The organism is Kitasatospora sp. NPDC058218, from assembly GCF_042882445.1.
Lineage (GTDB): Bacteria > Actinomycetota > Actinomycetes > Streptomycetales > Streptomycetaceae > Kitasatospora.
Window position 1 is genome coordinate 77,850 of sequence record NZ_JBHVWC010000043.1, and the last position, 16,374, is coordinate 94,223.

Annotated in this window: 16 protein-coding genes; 10 read left to right on the top strand and 6 right to left on the bottom strand. The window is 73.4% G+C overall.

The window, feature by feature from the left end:
- The first annotated feature begins 24 nt into the window (after window positions 1-24).
- The 3 genes from ACFVYI_RS26130 (at window position 25) to ACFVYI_RS26140 (ending at window position 4,109) form a co-directional block, all read left to right on the top strand.
- On the top strand, window positions 25-2,316 hold the full coding sequence (locus ACFVYI_RS26130) for a Dyp-type peroxidase (RefSeq protein WP_387889736.1): 2,292 nt from the start codon (window positions 25-27) through the stop codon (window positions 2,314-2,316).
- Window positions 2,317-2,391: 75 nt separating this feature from the next.
- Window positions 2,392-2,739 (top strand): MmcQ/YjbR family DNA-binding protein, encoded by a 348-nt coding sequence (locus ACFVYI_RS26135; protein WP_387889737.1) that lies wholly within the window; start codon window positions 2,392-2,394, stop codon window positions 2,737-2,739.
- Between the two features lie 158 nt (window positions 2,740-2,897).
- Window positions 2,898-4,109 carry an alpha/beta hydrolase gene (locus ACFVYI_RS26140; RefSeq protein WP_387889739.1) on the top strand — a complete coding sequence of 404 codons (1,212 nt, stop codon included), beginning with the start codon at window positions 2,898-2,900 and terminating at the stop codon, window positions 4,107-4,109.
- 19 nt (window positions 4,110-4,128) lie between these two features.
- Here ACFVYI_RS26140 and ACFVYI_RS26145 read toward each other — a convergent pair whose 3' ends face one another.
- Window positions 4,129-5,109: a helix-turn-helix transcriptional regulator gene (locus tag ACFVYI_RS26145; protein WP_387889741.1), complete on the bottom strand. Its 981-nt coding sequence runs from the start codon at window positions 5,107-5,109 to the stop codon at window positions 4,129-4,131.
- A 102-nt stretch (window positions 5,110-5,211) separates the two neighbouring features.
- On the opposite strand from ACFVYI_RS26145, the gene ACFVYI_RS26150 reads away from it, so the two are divergent.
- Window positions 5,212-5,790 (top strand): TIGR03086 family metal-binding protein, encoded by a 579-nt coding sequence (locus ACFVYI_RS26150; protein ID WP_387889743.1) that lies wholly within the window; start codon window positions 5,212-5,214, stop codon window positions 5,788-5,790.
- A 70-nt stretch (window positions 5,791-5,860) separates the two neighbouring features.
- Here the strand turns inward: ACFVYI_RS26150 and ACFVYI_RS26155 are convergent, their stop codons facing one another.
- Together ACFVYI_RS26155 and ACFVYI_RS26160 are read right to left on the bottom strand one after the other, a co-directional pair.
- On the bottom strand, window positions 5,861-6,874 hold the full coding sequence (locus ACFVYI_RS26155; RefSeq protein WP_387889745.1) for an aldo/keto reductase: 1,014 nt from the start codon (window positions 6,872-6,874) through the stop codon (window positions 5,861-5,863).
- A complete protein-coding gene (locus ACFVYI_RS26160; RefSeq protein ID WP_387889746.1) occupies window positions 6,871-7,380 on the bottom strand; it encodes a MerR family transcriptional regulator in 510 nt (169 codons plus the stop codon). The genes ACFVYI_RS26155 and ACFVYI_RS26160 overlap by 4 nt, the downstream gene beginning before the upstream one ends.
- A 121-nt stretch (window positions 7,381-7,501) precedes the next feature.
- On the opposite strand from ACFVYI_RS26160, the gene ACFVYI_RS26165 reads away from it, so the two are divergent.
- Window positions 7,502-8,335: a serine hydrolase domain-containing protein gene (locus ACFVYI_RS26165; protein ID WP_387889748.1), complete on the top strand. Its 834-nt coding sequence runs from the start codon at window positions 7,502-7,504 to the stop codon at window positions 8,333-8,335.
- Between the two features lie 34 nt (window positions 8,336-8,369).
- Here the strand turns inward: ACFVYI_RS26165 and ACFVYI_RS26170 are convergent, their stop codons facing one another.
- Window positions 8,370-9,146, bottom strand: a complete 777-nt coding sequence (locus ACFVYI_RS26170) for a pirin family protein (RefSeq protein ID WP_387889751.1) — start codon at window positions 9,144-9,146, stop codon at window positions 8,370-8,372.
- A 298-nt stretch (window positions 9,147-9,444) separates the two neighbouring features.
- Between ACFVYI_RS26170 and ACFVYI_RS26175 the strand changes: the two genes are divergently transcribed.
- From ACFVYI_RS26175 to fabF, 5 genes are all read left to right on the top strand, one after another.
- Window positions 9,445-10,641 (top strand): PucR family transcriptional regulator, encoded by a 1,197-nt coding sequence (locus ACFVYI_RS26175; RefSeq protein WP_387889769.1) that lies wholly within the window; start codon window positions 9,445-9,447, stop codon window positions 10,639-10,641.
- 90 nt (window positions 10,642-10,731) lie between these two features.
- Entirely contained in the window at window positions 10,732-11,682 is a 951-nt protein-coding gene (locus tag ACFVYI_RS26180) for an ACP S-malonyltransferase (RefSeq protein WP_387889754.1), read from the top strand.
- Window positions 11,679-12,710 carry a beta-ketoacyl-ACP synthase III gene (locus ACFVYI_RS26185; RefSeq protein WP_387889757.1) on the top strand — a complete coding sequence of 344 codons (1,032 nt, stop codon included), beginning with the start codon at window positions 11,679-11,681 and terminating at the stop codon, window positions 12,708-12,710. Before ACFVYI_RS26180 ends, ACFVYI_RS26185 begins: the two co-directional genes overlap by 4 nt.
- Before the next feature lie 80 nt (window positions 12,711-12,790).
- Complete coding sequence (locus ACFVYI_RS26190; protein ID WP_329487501.1) at window positions 12,791-13,033, top strand: acyl carrier protein; 243 nt, start codon at window positions 12,791-12,793, stop codon at window positions 13,031-13,033.
- Between the two features lie 141 nt (window positions 13,034-13,174).
- Window positions 13,175-14,440 (top strand): beta-ketoacyl-ACP synthase II, encoded by a 1,266-nt coding sequence (gene fabF / locus ACFVYI_RS26195; protein ID WP_387889759.1) that lies wholly within the window; start codon window positions 13,175-13,177, stop codon window positions 14,438-14,440.
- Window positions 14,441-14,584: 144 nt separating this feature from the next.
- Here the strand turns inward: fabF and ACFVYI_RS26200 are convergent, their stop codons facing one another.
- Window positions 14,585-15,079: a DUF3145 domain-containing protein gene (locus ACFVYI_RS26200; RefSeq protein WP_380571081.1), complete on the bottom strand. Its 495-nt coding sequence runs from the start codon at window positions 15,077-15,079 to the stop codon at window positions 14,585-14,587.
- Between the two features lie 354 nt (window positions 15,080-15,433).
- Window positions 15,434-16,374, bottom strand: a 941-nt coding sequence (locus ACFVYI_RS26205; protein ID WP_387889762.1) for an NADP-dependent oxidoreductase, incomplete at its 5' end; no start/stop codon positions are given.

The following is a 16,374-nucleotide window of genomic DNA, read 5'->3' on the forward strand; positions in this document are numbered from 1 at the left end:
CCACCCACCACACGGAGGAATCCCATGGCAACGGATCTGAGACTGCGCCAGAGCGACGAGATCCAGGGCGACGTCGTCGCCGGTTTCAAGAAGGACAACGTCACCCTGCTGTTCCTGAAGTTCGAGGACGCCGCCAGGGCCCGCGACTGGCTGCGCGGGCTCGCCCCGCAGATCGCCACCACCCGCCAGGTCGCCGACTTCAACGCGGCGTTCAGCGAGGCCCGCAGGTCCTCGGGCGGCGACGACCCCAAGACCCTCAAGGCCACCTGGCTGGGCGTCAGCCTCACCTACGAGGGCATGCGCCAGCTCTCCGCCACCGACCCGTTCGAGCAGGCCCCGCCGGTCGGCAGCGGCCTGGAGGCGTTCCGGGAGGGTTCGGCCAAGCGGGCCGGCGCGCTCGGCGACACCGGCGACAACTCCCCGGAGAACTGGCTCTTCGGCAACGGCCGGAACCAGGCGGTGCACGCCGTGCTGACGATCGCCTCGGACACCGAGCAGGACCTCGCCGCCACCGTCACCGCCCAGCGCGAGGCGGCCGCCGAGGCCAGGATCGTCATCATCTTCCAGCAGAACGCGAAGACCCTGCTCGGCAGCCGCCGCGGCAAGGAGCACTTCGGCTTCAAGGACGGCATCAGCGAGCCCGGCGTCCGCTTCTTCGACCAGCCCAGCACGAACGACCAGGAGGAGGTCGAGGGCCACCCGGGCACCCGGATCATCCCGGCCGGCGAGTTCGTCGTCGGCGAGCAGCCCGCTCCCGGCAGCTTCACCGACTTCCCCGCGTGGGCCCGCAACGGCTCCTTCCAGGTCGTCCGCCGGCTCTCCCAGGACGTCCCGGGCTGGTGGTCGCAGGTCTCGGTCAAGCTGAAGGAGCTCAAGCAGGCCAAGGCCGTCCCGGACACCGCCACCGCCGAGTGGCTGGCCGCCCGGCTGGTCGGCCGCTGGCGCTCCGGCGCGCCGGTCTGCAAGCACCAGGACCGCGACGTCCCGAACGACCCGAACGCCTCGTCGGACAACGACTTCGACTTCCGGGACGACCTGGAGGGCCTGGTCACCCCGCTCTTCTCGCACCTGCGCAAGTCCAGCCCGCGGGCCGGGCTGCAGGCCCCCGACCCCAGCCGGCCGCCGTTCGACGCCAAGGAGCTCGACGGCCGGCGGATCATGCGGCGCGGCGCGCCCTACGGGCACCCGTTCGACCCGGCCTCCGAGGGCCCCGGCGGGCCCGACGACCCGCGCGGCCTGCTCTTCGTCTGCTACCAGGCCGACATCGCCCGGCAGTTCGAGTTCATCCAGGCCGACTGGATCGACCAGCCGGACTTCCCGCCCGGCCGCAACCCGGTGCCCGGCAAGGACCCGGTGATCACCGAGGCCGACGCCGTCGACTTCGAGAGCCGCGGCCCGGACGGCGCGATCAAGCACACCCCGCTGAACTTCCAGCAGTTCGTGCAGACCCAGGGCTCGGTCTACGCCTTCGCGCCGTCCATCAGCACCCTCAAGGCGCTCGCCGACGGGCGGCTCACCGGCCAGTCGCAGGGGCAGCAGGGCGGCCAGGTCTCCCCGCAGCCGGGCAAGGGCTACCCGTGCGACGACTTCGTCGCCGTCCCGGACCAGTGGCGCAAGGGCGGGCAGAGCCAGTACTGGGCGTTCCACGGCGAGCAGTGCCGCCGGATCTCGGTCGAGGACGGCGCCTCGCACACCGACCGCTCGGTCGAGCGCGACGCCGCGCTGACCGGCTGGCCCTGTCTGCAGGGCATCGCGCGGATCGACTGCGTGCTGCCGATGCCCGATCTGCAGAACCCGTCCGGCAAGAGCTGGTACTGGGTGTTCCACAGCACCGGCGGCCGCCAGCAGTACCGGGCCGTCTCGATCACCTGCGGCGGCGGGAGCCGCAGCAACGCCCTGGAGCGCCCGGACCGCGACCTCTCGGCCTGGGGCTCGCTCAGCGGCGTCGGCCGGATGGACTGCTTCCTCCCGGTGCCCGACCAGCAGCGGGTCGGCGGCAAGAGCTGGTACTGGGCCTTCCACAGCACCGGCGGCCGCCAGCAGTACCGGCTGATCTCGGTGGCGGACGGCGCCGCGCACACCGACGTCTGCGAGCGCACCGACCGCGAGCTCTCCCAGTGGGGTTCGCTGGGCGGCATCACCAAGGTGGACTGCTTCCTGCCGGTGCCCGACTGCCAGCGGGTCGGCGGCAAGAGCGAGTACTGGGTGTTCCACGGCGAGAACTACCGCCGGATCTCGGTGGCCGACGGCAGCGGCCACCCGGACCGCAAGCTCGCCGACGACCGCTCGTGCGGCGCCTGGAACTCACTGGCCTGAGCCGGGCACCCGTGCTCCCGGTCCGCGACGCGCGCCGGGAGCACGGGTGTCGGTCCCCTGCCCTACGCTGCCGCCATGGTGACGTTCGATGAGTTCCGCGCGATGGCGCTCGCCCTGCCCGAGGCCGTGCAGCAGCCCACCTGGGAGATCGAGACCCTGCGGGTCCGCACGAAGATCTTCGCGATGGGCTCGCCGGACGGCACGAGCGTCAGCGTCAAGGCCTCCCCCGAGGACCAGACCGAGCTGCTCGCCGCCGCGCCCGAGGTGTTCTCCTACCCCCAGTACGTCGGGCGGCACGGCTGGGTGGGCGTCCGGCTCGACCTCGTCGACCCGGAGGAGCTGCGGGAGTTGCTGACCGAGGCCTGGCGGCGCACCGCACCGAAACGCATGGTCAGGGAGTTCGACGCGACGCAGGCCCGGTGACGCCGGAAGGACACCGGAGGTTCATGTGATCCATCCCACAGTTTGAGCGGGCCCGACACCGCGCCACTCCCCCTACGCTTACCCAGGGAAGTTGGCAGTCGTACCACCCTCCGGGCCCCGCCCGCAGAACGGTCACGGGCCCCTAGGGAGTTGACGCGATGCGCCGTCGGCGGTGGAAGCGTGTACTGATCGGTGCCTTCGCCGGGTGCGCCGTGCTCGCCGATGCCGGCGCCGCCGCGGCCCAGGCCGCCGCGTCCACCGAGCAGCTGGCGATCTCCACGCCACCGGCCGGCAGCGCCGCCTGGGTCGAGGACCACTCCTTCGGCCGCTCCCTGCCCGACCCGGCCGTCACCTCGCCGGCCGCCGCCGCGGAGTTCTTCGCCTCGCTGGCGCCCACCGAGCTGGACCGGCTGATCCAGGACTACCCGCTGGTGGTCGGCAACTTCGACGGCGCCCCGGTCGAGCTGCGCTACCGCGCCAACCGGATCGCCCTCGCCGCCGAGCGGGACCGCGCCCGGGCCCGCGCCGCCGACCGCGGCCTCGACTCCGACCTGCGCGCACTCGCCGTCTCGCGCGCCAACGACGTCGAGCACCTGCTGGCTCCCGAGCGCCAGGTGCTGGCCTTCGACCCGCGCGGCCGCGGCCTGGTCAGCGAGGTCTGGGGCGACCTCACCGACGCCGACCGGATCTCCGTCGTGGTCCCCGGCTCCGACGCCGACCTCGGCCACTTCGACCAGGCCGCCGAACCGCTGCGCTCCCCCGCCGGGATGGCCCGCGCGCTGTACGCCGAGGAGCGGCGGCAGTCGCCCGGCACCCGTACCGCGGTGATCGCCTGGACCGGCTACGTCACGCCCTCCGGCCTCGGCCCCGACGCCGTCACCTCCCGGCTCGCCGACGTCGGCGCGCCCCGGCTGGAGCGGCTGCTCGCCGGCCTCAAGGAGACCACCCGGCCGGACGCGCCGCCGTCGCTGCTCTGCCACTCCTACGGCTCGGTGGTCTGCGGCAACGCCGCCCCCGAGATCCCCCGGGCGGCCGCCTCGCCGTCGGACACCTCCGGGGTCACCGACCTGATGGTGTTCGGCAGCCCGGGCATGGGCGTCCAGAGCACCGCCGAGCTCGGCACCGGCGTGCACGTCTGGGCCACCCGCAACGGCAGCGACTGGATCGGCAACGTGCCCTACCTGGAGGTCGGCGGGCTCGGCCACGGCGCCGACCCGACCACGGCCGAGTTCGGCGCCGAGCAGATCTCCTCGGCCCGTTCCTCCGGCCACAACGGCTACTTCACCGAGGGCACCGACAGCCTGCACAACTTCGCGGCCATCTCCCTCGGCCACTACGAGGACGTGGTCCGGCCCGTTCCCGAGGCCTGAGCCCGCCGCGGCCCGCGGGTCAGTGCGGCTGGTCCTGGTAGAGCCGGACGGCTTCCGCGGCGCACCGGGCCAGCTCCCGCCGGGCCGCCGACGGCGAGAGCACCTCGGCGTCCGGTCCGAAGGAGAGCAGCGCGCGGACGGCCGGCAGCGCCGGGAAGCCCATCGCGAGCTCGACCCACTCGTCCGGGGCCCCGGCGCCCGACTCGGGCGGCGGCGCCGTGAGCCGGCCGCCGTGGATCCGGACGAACAGGTCCAGCCGCCCGCGCCGCACCCGGACCTTCACCGGCACCTCCTTCGGCAGCCGCTCCACCTGCTCGCGCAGCACCGCCCAGACCTCACCCAGCCCCAGCCCCGGACGCCTGCGCACCGGCTCCTCGGTGGCCCCGGCCGCGAGCACCCGGTCGGCCCGGAACAGTCGGGGCTCACCTCGCAGATCGGCCACCAGGTACCAGACGGCGGCCTTGCTGACCAGGCCGTACGGGTCGACGACGTACTCGACCGGGGCCGGTGTGCCGCTGTGCCGGTAGCGCAGCCGCAGCCGGCGGTCGGCGAAGACGGCGTACTGCAGCTCGCCGAGGTCCGGCCCGGCGGGTGCGCCGGCCTGCAGCCAGCGGGCCGGGTCCACCAGGATCCGCTCGCTGATCCGCTCGGCGGCCGGGCGGTGCGGGGCGGGCAGCGCGGCCATCACCTTGCGCAGCGCCGAGCCGAGCGCGCCGTCCAGCCCGAGGTCGCTGTGCGCGCCCTGGGCGGAGAGCACGAACAGGGCCCGGGCCTCGTCGGCGGTCAGCCCGCTGACGTCGGTGCGGTAACCGGGCAGCAGGGCGATCCCGCCGTGCCGGCCGCGCTCGGTGTAGACCGGCACGCCGGCCGACGAGAGCGCCTCGACGTCGCGGTAGATGGTGCGGACCGACACCTCCAGGCGCTCGGCCAGTTCGGTGGCGGACACCTGGCCGCGGGTCTGGAGCAACAGCAGGATCGAGAGCAGGCGGTCGGCCTTCATGAAGGAGAGGATTCCAGAAAACCTGACGCCGGTTGTCAGGTTTTACCGGGAGATTGCCTCCAGAGAGCAGAACCCCCTTCGCATCGATGGAGCCGAATCCGCATGGACACCACCCAGGACCCCCGCCCGCTGTACCTGCTCGCGCTCGGCCAGTTGGAGAAGCTGATCGCCGAGGTGACCCCGCAGGCGCTGGGGCGCCCCACCCCGTGCACCGAGTACGACCTGCGACAGCTGCTCAGCCACGTGGTCGGCGGCGTGCACCGGCTCGCCTACATGGGCGAGGGCGGCCGGGCGGAGGACGTCGTGGCGGCCACCGACGAGCTGGCCGACGACGCCTGGCCGGCCGCCCTCGGCCGGGCCCGGGCCCGGGCCGTCGCCGCCTGGGCGGACGACGCGAAGCTGGACCGCCCCACCGTCGCCCCCTGGGGCGAGGTGCCCGGCCGGGCCGCGCTGGGCGGCTACGTGATGGAGGCGGTCACGCACTCCTGGGACATCGCGCGAGCGCTCGACAGCCGCCTCGCCCTGGACGAGCAGCTGGCGCTGACCGCGCTGGCGATCGCCGAGGCCGTGCTGCCGGCCGAGTACCGCGGCGGTCCCGTCCCGTTCGGCGCGGTGCAGCCCGCGCCGGCCGGTGCCGACGCCTACACCCGGCTGGCGGCCTGGTTGGGTCGCGCGGTCTGATCCCCGGCGCCGTGAGGGGCGGGTGCCCCTCACGGCGGGCCGCTCGCGGCTCCTCACGGGCGGTTCGCGGCTACTCGCGGCCGACCGAGGTGAAGGCCATGTCCGGGTAACGCTCGCCCGCCACCCGGCCGGCGACCGGCTCCAGCACGGCCAGCTCCTCGACGGTGAGCCGCAGCGTCACGGCGGCCGTGTTCTCGGCGAGCCGTTCGCGCCGGCGGGTCCCCGGGATCGGCACCACCGTCAGGCCGTGCACCTCGGCCCGCTGGTGCACCCAGGCCAGCGCCACCTGCGCGGCGGTGGCCCCGCGGGCCACCGCGATCTCCCGCAGCGGCTCGACCAGCGCACGGTTGGCGGCCGCGTTGGCGCCGCTGAACCGCGGTTGGGTCCGCCGGATGTCGTCCGCGGCCAGCTCCTCCGCCGCGGCGAACGAACCGGTCAGGAAGCCGCGCCCGAGCGGGGAGTACGGCACGAAGGCGACACCCAGCTCGGCCGCGGCCGCGACGGCCGAGCGTTCGACGTCCCGGGCGAAGACCGACCACTCGGACTGCAGGGCGGCGATCGGGTGCACCGCGTACGCCTCGCGCAGCTCGGCCCCGGTCACCTCGGAGAGTCCGAGGTGGCGCACCTTGCCGGCCGCCACCAGCTCGGCCATCGCGCCGACCGACTCGGCGATCGGCACCGCCGGGTCCCGCCGGTGCATGTAGTAGACGTCGATCACGTCCAGCCCGAGGCGGCGCAGCGAGGCGTCCACCGCGGCGCGGATGTACCCCGGGTCGTTGCGGACGCCCCGGTACGCCGGGTCGTCCGCCCGGCGCTCGACGCCGAACTTGGTGGCGAGCACCACCTCGTCCCGGTGGGCGCGGACGAAGGGGCCGATCAACTCCTCGTTGCGGCCGGCGCCGTACTGGTCGGCGGTGTCGAGGAAGGTGACGCCGGCCTCCAGGGCGGCGTCCAGGGTGGCGAGCGCCTCGGCGGTGTCGGTCGGGCCGTAGAACTCGCTCATGCCCATGCAGCCGAGGCCCTGGGCACCGACGACCGGGCCGTCCTGGCCGAGCCGGACGGTGGGGAGTGCGGGGAGAGTCATGCGCTCTGCTTCCTTCTCTGCGGGGCGTCCGCCGGGTCGTCACCGTCCGCCGGTTCGTTGCGGTCGGCGATCTTCCCGGCGTACAGGTCGATCTTGTAGTCGATGACGGCGAGGGTGGCGTGCAGGTCGGCGATCCGCTGCCGGACCTCCTCGCGGTGGGCGAGGAGCAGGTCACGCCGGTCCTCCATGGTCCGCTCGCCCCGGCGGGCCAGCTCCACGTACCGGAGCATGTCGGCGACCGTCATGCCGGTCAGCCGCAGCCGCCCGAGGAAGGCCAGCCGGTGCAGATCGGCGTCGCGGTAGCGGCGCTGGCCGGAGGCGGAGCGGTCGACCGGGTCGAGCAGGCCGATCCGCTCGTACCAGCGCAGTGTGTGGGCGGTCAGTCCGCTGGCCGCCGCCACCTCGCTGATGGTGTGCCGAGGGGTCCGGTCCGGCTCGCCGACCGGTGCGTTGAACACATCGGAGCAGCTCCGCAGGTCGACGTGGATCGGTGCGAGCGTGGCCATGATCGTTACCCCCGGTGGTGAGCGTTGTCGACGACGCTAGTGAGTTGGAGTGCACTCCAAGCAAGCCTGCCATCCGGGTGCTCCCGGCACCCGGCTCCGGCCGCCCGTTAGAGTCGGCGCCATGGAGAGCTTGCGGATGATCGAGACCTGGCCGGTGCCCAACGCCGCGGCGGTGGTGGTGCGGGGCGCGGACGGCGCGGTCCTGGGCGGGCACGGCCCGCAGCAGCACCTGTTCCCGCTGGCGTCGGTGACCAAGCTGCTCACCTCGTACGCGGCGCTGGTCGCGGTCGAGGAGGGCGTCTTCGAGCTGGACGACCCGGCCGGGCCGGCCGGTTCGACCGTGCGCCACCTGCTCGCCCACACCTCGGGCCTGGCCTTCGACGAGCACCGGGTGATGGCCGAGCCGGGCAACCGTCGGCTCTACTCCAACGCCGGCTTCGACGTGCTGGCGCGGACCCTCCAGCAGGCCTCGGGCATCGAGTTCGGCCGCTACGCCGCCGAGGCCGTGTTCGAGCCGCTCGGAATGCGCTCGACGCTGATCAACACCGCGCACAAGTCCCCCGCCGGCGCCGGCGGCCTCTCCACGGCGGCGGACCTCGCGCTGTTCGCGGCCGAGCTGCAGGCGCCCAAGCTGCTGGACCCGTCCACCCTGCGCGCGGCCACCCGCGAGGTCGCCTTCCCCGGGACGAGCGGTGTGCTGCCGGGCTTCGGCCACCGCCGGCCGAACGACTGGGGCCTCGGCTTCGAGATCCGGGACGGCAAGGCGCCGCACTGGACGGGCACCACCAACTCCCCGGCCACCTTCGGCCACTTCGGGCAGTCCGGCACCTTCCTCTGGGTGGACCCGGAGGCCGGCGTGGCCTGCGTCGCGCTCGCCGACCGGGACTTCGGGCCGTGGGCCGCCGAGGTCTGGCCGGTCCTCGGCGACGCCGTCCTGGCCGAACTGCGCGGCTGAGCCCGGCCGGCGGGCCTGCCGGGCGGGCCCGCCGTCAGCCGTACGAGACCGGCGAGTGCATCTCCCAGAGCAGCAGGCGGGCGCCGTCCGCGCCGGCCGTCGGGTCGGCGAAGGCCTCACCGGTGATCCGCACGCTGTCGCCGGGCGCCAGCGAGCGGCCGCCGCCCTGTGGCCCCGGCACCGTCCGGTACCCCAGCGAGCCGGCCGTCAGGTGCGCGTACCGCCAAGCGGCGAGCGGGAGTCGGGGCAGTGGCTGCCAGGGATCGGCGGTGACCAGCCAGAGCGCGGCGTCACTGCGGCGCAGCCGCAGGGCGTCCGTCCCGGAGTCCCGCTCCAGCCCGGAGGCGAGCAGCGTCAACCCGCCGTCCACCGGTTCCACCCGGCGCAGCCCGTACACCGGGGGTGCGTCGAACACGTCCGGCTGGAGCCACATCTGGACGAAGCGGACCGGCCCGTCGGCGCCGCCGACGTTGCGCTCGGTGTGGCTGACGCCGGAACCCGCGCCCAGGTACTGGAGCATGCCGGGGCGGACCACACCGCTGTGGCCGCGGGAGTCCCGGTGCGCGAGCGCGCCCTCCAGGACCCAGGTGAGGATCTCGGTGTCCCGGTGCTTGTGCTCGTCGAACCCCGCCCCGGGGGCGAGCAGTTCCTCGTTGCAGGCGAGCAGCGCGCCGAAGTGGGTGTTCTTCGGGTCGTAGTGACCGGCGAAGGAGAACGCGTGTCTGGTCTCGATGCCCTCGGCCGGGGTGGAGCGGTAGCGCTCGGCGGTACGGCGCAGGTCGGCGCGGGGGCGGGCGGGAGCGTCGGTCACGGGCCCCACGGTAGCGCGCTCCGAGGCCCGTTCCCGGGCCCGGCGGCGACGCGCTCCGCCGGCCCGGCGGCCGGGTGGCGCCCCCTCGCCGTCGCCGCCGGCGCGTGATTGTGACGGTTGCCACCGTGTCACTGCGCCGGGGGGTGTGCACGAGCAGTCACTCCGGTGAGGCAGTCTTGTCCTTGTGCCAGCCGCCTCCGCGAACTCCAAGAACGATCCGACCGCCAAGCCCGACAAGAACGGGAAGAGCCCGACGCCCGGCTCCGGCCGGGACCGGCCCGGCCGGGCGGCGCCACGCCTGACCGCGCAGGAGCGCAGACTCGCGGCCGAGCGGGCCGAACGGCGGGCCGCGACGCTCAAGCGGCTGGAGAAGTCCTCGGGCAAGCTGGCCACCGCCGCGATCGCGCGGATGGACGACCAGCTCGGCTGGTACCGGCGGATGCCGCCGGAGCACCGCTCCTGGATCGGCCTGGTCGCCCAGGCCGGCATCGCCGCCTTCACCGAGTGGTACCGCCACCCGGACGCCCCGCAGGCGATCTCCACCGACGTCTTCGGCACCGCGCCGCGCGAACTGACCCGGGCCATCACCCTGCGCCAGACCGTCGAACTCATCCGCACCACCATCGAGGTGATGGAGGAGGCCATCGAGGAGGTGGCCTCCCCCGGCGACGAGTCGGACATGCGCGAGTCCGTCCTGGTCTACGCCCGGGAGATCGCCTTCGCCACCGCCCAGGTGTACGCCCAGGCCGCCGAGGCCCGCGGGGCCTGGGACGCCCGGCTGGAGGCACTGGTCGTCAACTCGCTGCTCTCCGGCGACGCCGACGAGGGGGTGCTCTCGCGGGCCGCCGCGCTCGGCTGGGGCCAGCCGAGCCAGGTCCGGGTGGTGATGGGCAGCGCCCCGGACGGCGACAGCGAGCTGGTGGTGGAGGCGATCCGCCGGGCCGCCCGCTACGCCAAGCTGCACGTCCTGACCGGGGTACTGGGCAAGCGCCTGGTGGTGGTGGTCGGCGGCGAGAAGGAGCCGGTGCACGCGGCCCGGGCACTGATCGGCCAGTTCGCGCCGGGCCCGGTGGTGGTCGGCCCGACCGTACCCGACCTGCTGTCGGCGACCCGTTCGGCACACGCGGCCGCCGCCGGCCTGCGGGCCTGCGCCGCCTGGCCGGACGCCCCGCGCCCGGCCCTGGCCGACGACCTGCTGCCCGAGCGGGCGCTCGCCGGGGACCAGGCGGCCCGCCGTCAGCTGGTGGAGGAGATCTACACACCACTCGACGAGGCCGGTTCGGCACTGCTGGAGACCTTGAGTGTCTACCTGGAGCAGGCCTCCTCCCTGGAGGGAGCCGCCCGGATGCTCTTCGTTCACCCCAACACGGTGCGCTACCGGCTCCGACGTGTGACAGACGTCACGGGCTACGCTCCCTCCGACGTACGTTCGGCCTTCACGCTGCGTATCGCACTGGCGCTGGGCCGACTCGCTGCGGCCGGGGAGCAGAGTTGACCCCGATGTAGGGAACTGACAATCCCGGATGCTTTTCTTCGTTACCGTCGCCTACCCGCCCCCGGGCGCCTGGCGAGAGAGGGTTGAACCGTGCTCGTAATCGTCGCCCCTGGACAGGGTGCCCAGTCCCCCGGTTTCCTCAGCCCCTGGCTGGAGCTCGACGGTGTCACCGACCGCCTGCGCGGCTGGTCGGAGGTCGCCGGGCTCGACCTGGTGCACGCCGGTACAGAGGCGTCCGCCGAGGAGATCAAGGACACCGCCGTCGCCCAGCCGCTGCTGGTCGCGGCCGGCCTGGTGACCGCCCGTGCGCTGTTCCCGGACGAGGACCGCGCCCGTGCGCTGGTCGGCGCCGTGGCCGGCCACAGCGTCGGCGAGATCACCGCCGCCGCCGGCGCCGGGGTGCTCTCCGCCCATGACGCGCTGACCTTCGTCCGTGAGCGCAGCCTGGCGATGGCCGAGGCCGCCGCCGCCACCGAGACCGGCATGCTCGCCGTCCTCGGCGGCGACCCGGAGGTCGTGGCCGCCAAGCTGGCGGAGCACGGCCTGACCCCGGCCAACAACAACGGCGGCGGCCAGATCGTGGCGGCCGGCACGCTGGCCCAGCTGGAGGCCCTCAAGGCCGACCCGCCGCCCGTCTCCCGGCTGATCGGGCTGAAGGTCGCCGGCGCGTTCCACACCGAGCACATGGCGCCCGGTGTCGAGCGGCTGGCCAAGCTGGCCCCGACGCTGGCGGTCGCGGACCCGAAGGTCACCTACGTGTCCAACCGGGACGGCGAGGTCGTGACCGACGGCACCGAGGTGCTGAACCGCCTGGTCTCGCAGGTCTCCAACCCGGTCCGTTGGGACCTCTGCATGGAGACCCTGCAGCAGCTGGGCGCGACCGCCGTCATCGAGCTCGCCCCTGCGGGTACCCTCACCGGACTGGTCAAGCGCAACCTCAAGGGTGTGGCGACGCTTGCCCTCAAGACCCCCGCCGATCTGGACAAGGCCCGTGCGCTCGTCGCGGAGCACGGCGGTCAGGATCAGGAGAACAAGGCATGAGCCAGCCCCAGATCAAGCCCGTCACCGGCGCCCTGTACTCGCGCATCCACGGTGTCGGCGGCTACCGCCCGGTCCGGGTGATCCCGAACTCCGAGGTGCTGAACTGGATCGACTCCTCGGACGAGTGGATCCGCACCCGCAGCGGGATCGCCGAGCGCCGCTGGGCCGGCCCGGACGAGTCCGTCGCCGAGATGTCGGTGCAGGCCGCCGGCAAGGCCATCGCGCAGGCCGGGATCAGCCCCGACCAGATCGACGGCGTGATCGTCGCGACCGTCTCGCACCTCAAGCAGACCCCCGCGATCGCCACCGAGATCGCCGAGCGGCTGGGCTGCGGCACCGCCCCGGCCTTCGACATCTCGGCCGCCTGCGCCGGCTTCGGCTACGGCCTGGGCCTGGCCGACGGCATGATCCGCGGCGGCAGCGCCGGGTACGTGCTGGTGATCGGCGTGGAGCGGCTCAGCGACCTGACCGACCAGTCGGACCGCTCGACCGCCTTCATCTTCGGCGACGGCGCCGGCGCCGCGATCGTCGGCCCGTCCGACACGCCCGGCATCGGCAAGGTCGTCTGGGGCTCGGACGGCTCCCAGCGGGACGTCATCTCGCAGACCCAGGCCTGGGACACCGCCTTCGCCAAGGCGGACGCCGTCAACGGCGCGGGCGAGGAGATCAAGTGGCCGGCCCTGCGCATGGAGGGCCAGTCGGTCTTCCGCTGGGCGGTCTGGGAGATGGCCAAGGTGGCCCAGCAGGCGCTCGACGCCGCCGGGATCACCGCCGACCAGCTCGGCGCGTTCATCCCCCACCAGGCCAACATGCGCATCACTGATGCCATGATCAAGGCACTGAAGCTGCCCGAATCGGTGCCTGTCGCCCGCGACATCACCGAGACCGGCAACACCTCCGCGGCCTCCATCCCGCTGGCGATGGAACGCATGCTGGAGAGCGGCGAGGCCCGCAGTGGCGACCTCGCGCTGATCATCGGGTTCGGGGCGGGTCTGGTCTACGCGGCAGCAGTCGTTACGCTCCCCTAGGCAACTTTCGCCTCCCCCATCCGCAAGCCTGCGTCCGTCCGCCGGACGGCCGCATTCAACACCGAAGAGGAGCAGCCAGTATGGCTACCAAGGACGAGGTCCTGGAAGGTCTCGCTGAGATCGTCAACGAGATCGCCGGCATCCCGACCGAGGACGTCGAGGTCGACAAGTCCTTCACCGACGACCTGGACGTCGACTCGCTGTCCATGGTCGAGGTCGTCGTGGCCGCCGAGGAGCGCTTCGACGTGAAGATCCCGGACGACGAGGTCAAGAACCTGAAGACCGTCGGCGACGCGGTGGACTACATCCTCGCCAACGCCTGAGCGTTCGACTCGTTCGACGCCTGACGTCGGCCGGCTCCCGCAGCCGGCCGACACGCCGGCCGGGCCGCCCCACCGGGCGCCCGGCCGGGCCATCCACGGCCCGCCGCCGCACCCCGCACAAACGTGAGAGAAGAAGATCCAGTGACCGCTGAAAACCGTACCGTGGTCGTCACGGGTATCGGCGCCTTCACGCCGCTGGGCGGCGACGCCGCCACCACCTGGGAGAACCTGGTCGCCGGGCGCTCCGGAGTGGCTGCCCTGACCGAGGAGTGGGCCACCGAGCTGCCCGTCCGGATCGCCGCGCGCACCGCGGTCGAGCCGGGCGAGATCCTCCCCCGTCCGCTGGCCCGCCGGCTGGACCGCTCGGCGCAGTTCGCGCTGATCGCGGCCCGCGAGGCGTGGGCCGACGCCGGCTACGAGACCCCGGCCACCGACGACTCCTCCAAGCTCGCCCCCGAGCGCCTGGGCGCCGTGATCGCCTCCGGCATCGGCGGCGTCACCACCCTGCTCGACCAGTACGACGTACTGAAGGAGAAGGGCGTCCGCAAGGTCTCCCCGCACACCGTCCCGATGCTGATGCCCAACTCCCCGGCGGCCAACGTCGGCCTGGAGGTCGGCGCCCGCGCGGGTGTGCACACCCCCGTCTCCGCCTGCGCCTCCGGCGCCGAGGCGATCGGCTACGCGATCGAGATGATCCGCACCGGCCGCGCCGACGTCGTGGTGGCCGGCGGCACCGAGGCGGCGATCCACCCGCTGCCGATCGCCGCCTTCGCCAACATGATGGCGATGTCCAAGAACAACGACGACCCCGAGCGCGCCTCGCGCCCGTACGACAAGGGCCGCGACGGCTTCGTGCTCGGCGAGGGCGCCGGCGTGGTCGTGCTGGAGTCGGTCGAGCACGCCGAGGCGCGCGGTGCCCGGATCTACTGCGAGGCGGTGGGCCAGGGCCTCTCCTCGGACGCCCACCACATCGCCCAGCCCGAGCCGACCGGCGCCGGCGTGGCCCGTGCGCTGGCCGACCTGTTCGAGCGCAACGACCTGGACAAGGCCGAGATCGTGCACGTCAACGCGCACGCCACCTCGACCCCGCAGGGCGACACGGCCGAGCTGAAGGCGCTGCGCAAGGAGCTCGGTGAGCACCTGGACCACATCGCCATCTCGGCCACCAAGTCGATGACCGGCCACCTGCTGGGCGGCGCCGGCGGCATCGAGACCGTCGCCACCGTGCTGGCCCTGCACAACCGGATCGCCCCGCCGACCATCAACGTCGACGAGCTGGACGACGACGTGGACGCGGACATCGTCCGGGACGAGCCGCGCAAGCTGCCCGAGGGCCGGATCGCGGCGCTGAACAACTCGTTCGGCTTCGGCGGCCACAACGTGGTGCTGGCCTTCCGCACCGTCTGAGGTCCACCCCGGAGCCCATGACGAAGGGGCCGGCGCTCATCACGAGCGCCGGCCCCTTCGTGCCGCGCCGGACCGCCCGGCCCGGGCGACCCCGCCGACTCAGACCCCGCCGAACCGGACCCGGGCGACTCGGACCCCGGTGGCTCAGACCACCTGGTGCAGCCAGCGCACCGGGGCGCCCTCACCGGCGTAGCGGAAGGGCTCCAGCTCGTCGTCCCAGGGCTTGCCGAGCAGCCGGGAGATCTCGGCCTCCAGGTCGGCCCCCTCGCTGCGGGCCCGCAGCAGGACGGCGCGGAGCCGGTCCTCGGGGATCAGGATGTCGCCGTGGATACCCGTGACGGCGTGGAAGATGCCGAGCGCGGGCGTGCTGCTGTACCGCTCGCCCTCCGCCGTGGCGCAGGGCTCGCTGGTGACTTCGTACCGCATCAACTGCCAGCCGCGCAGCGCGGAGGCGAGCTTCGAGGCCGTACCGGGCTCCCCCTGCCAGGAGAGCTCGGCCCGCCAGTGTCCGGGCGCGGCCGGCTGGCGGATCCAGTCCAGACTCACCCGCACACCGAGCACCCCCGCGACGGCCCACTCGACGTGCGGGCACAGCGCGCGGGGCGCGGAGTGGACGTACAGGACTCCACGTGTCGTCACCGGGACCTCCAGGCTGTGGACGAGGGTCGCCTTCCCCAGCTGCCTCGCGTTCGCGCCTGTAGTTGATCCACAGTTACCCACGTTAGCCGACATTAAGCCACTAAATTGAGCAAAACGGACAGGCTTTCGCTCAATGCTAATCGAATCCCCAACGAGGTCCACCCCTCGGTGGGATCTCTCCCCCGAACGGCCCCATCGTGAGGCGGGACCACCGTACCGCGCCGCCCCGCACGATGGATGACGCACTTTCGGATCCGGCCGGAATGCGGTAGTGCGACCCTCTTCCCTGCGCCCGGTACGCAAACCGCCCCGCGCCCGGAGGGGCGGCGGGGCGGCTGGTCCACTGACCCGGCGTCAGCCGTCCAGACGGACCACCATCTTGCCGGTGTTGGCACCGCGCAGCAGGTCCAGGAAGGCCTCCGCGGTGTTCTCGAAGCCGTCCACCACGGTCTCCTCGTGGCGCAGCTTCCCCTCCCGCAGCCAGCCGCCGACCTCGGCGATGAACTGCGGCTGCAGGGCCGCGTGGTCGCGCACCAGCATGCCCTCCAGGCGCAGCCGCTTGCCGATCGCCTGCGCCAGGTTGCGCGGGCCCGCCGGGGCGGTGGTGTCGTTGTACTGCGCGATCGCGCCGCAGAGCACCGCACGGCCGTGCACGCCGAGCGCGCCGATCGCGGCCTCCAGGTGGTCACCGCCGACGTTGTCGAAGTAGAGGTCGATGCCGTCCGGGGCGGCCTTGGCGAGCTGCTCGTGGACCGGGGCGTCCTTGTAGTTGAACGCGGCGTCGAAGCCGTACTCGTCGACCAGCTTGGCGACCTTCTCCGCCGAGCCGGCCGAACCGACCACCAGCGAGGCGCCCTTGAGCCGGGCGATCTGGCCGACCATCGAGCCCACGGCGCCGGCCGCGCCGGAGACGAAGACCTTGTCGCCCTCCTTGAGGCCGCCGACCGCCAGCAGGCCCGCGTAGGCGGTCAGGCCGGTCATGCCGAGCACGCCGAGGTAGGCGGACAGCGGCGCGGCCGCCGGGTCGACCTTCACGGCGCGCTCGGCGGGCACGGTGGCGTACTCGCGCCAGCCCAGGCCGTGCAGCACGGCGTCGCCGGGGGCGAAGCCGTCGGCCGCCGAGGCGACCACGTAGCCGACCGCGCCGCCGTCCATCGCCTCGCCGAGCCGGAACGGCGGGGAGTAGGACTTGACGTCGTTCATCCGGCCTCGGATACCGGGCTTTGCACCCAACTCAACTTCCATGTCGAGCTGGGACATCCGACCCCTCATGTACGGGTCCACCGAGAGGTAGG

Bases quoted from the DNA above. Each gene is read 5' to 3' on its own strand.
- ACFVYI_RS26130 (WP_387889736.1), top strand. From the start codon at position 25: ATGGCAACGGATCTGAGACTGCGCCAGAGCGACGAGATCCAGGGCGAC.
- ACFVYI_RS26135 (WP_387889737.1), top strand. From the start codon at position 2,392: ATGGTGACGTTCGATGAGTTCCGCGCGATGGCGCTCGCCCTGCCCGAG.
- ACFVYI_RS26140 (WP_387889739.1), top strand. From the start codon at position 2,898: ATGCGCCGTCGGCGGTGGAAGCGTGTACTGATCGGTGCCTTCGCCGGG.
- ACFVYI_RS26145 (WP_387889741.1), bottom strand. From the start codon at position 5,109: ATGAAGGCCGACCGCCTGCTCTCGATCCTGCTGTTGCTCCAGACCCGC.
- ACFVYI_RS26150 (WP_387889743.1), top strand. From the start codon at position 5,212: ATGGACACCACCCAGGACCCCCGCCCGCTGTACCTGCTCGCGCTCGGC.
- ACFVYI_RS26155 (WP_387889745.1), bottom strand. From the start codon at position 6,874: ATGACTCTCCCCGCACTCCCCACCGTCCGGCTCGGCCAGGACGGCCCG.
- ACFVYI_RS26160 (WP_387889746.1), bottom strand. From the start codon at position 7,380: ATGGCCACGCTCGCACCGATCCACGTCGACCTGCGGAGCTGCTCCGAT.
- ACFVYI_RS26165 (WP_387889748.1), top strand. From the start codon at position 7,502: ATGGAGAGCTTGCGGATGATCGAGACCTGGCCGGTGCCCAACGCCGCG.
- ACFVYI_RS26185 (WP_387889757.1), top strand. From the start codon at position 11,679: ATGAGCCAGCCCCAGATCAAGCCCGTCACCGGCGCCCTGTACTCGCGC.
- ACFVYI_RS26190 (WP_329487501.1), top strand. From the start codon at position 12,791: ATGGCTACCAAGGACGAGGTCCTGGAAGGTCTCGCTGAGATCGTCAAC.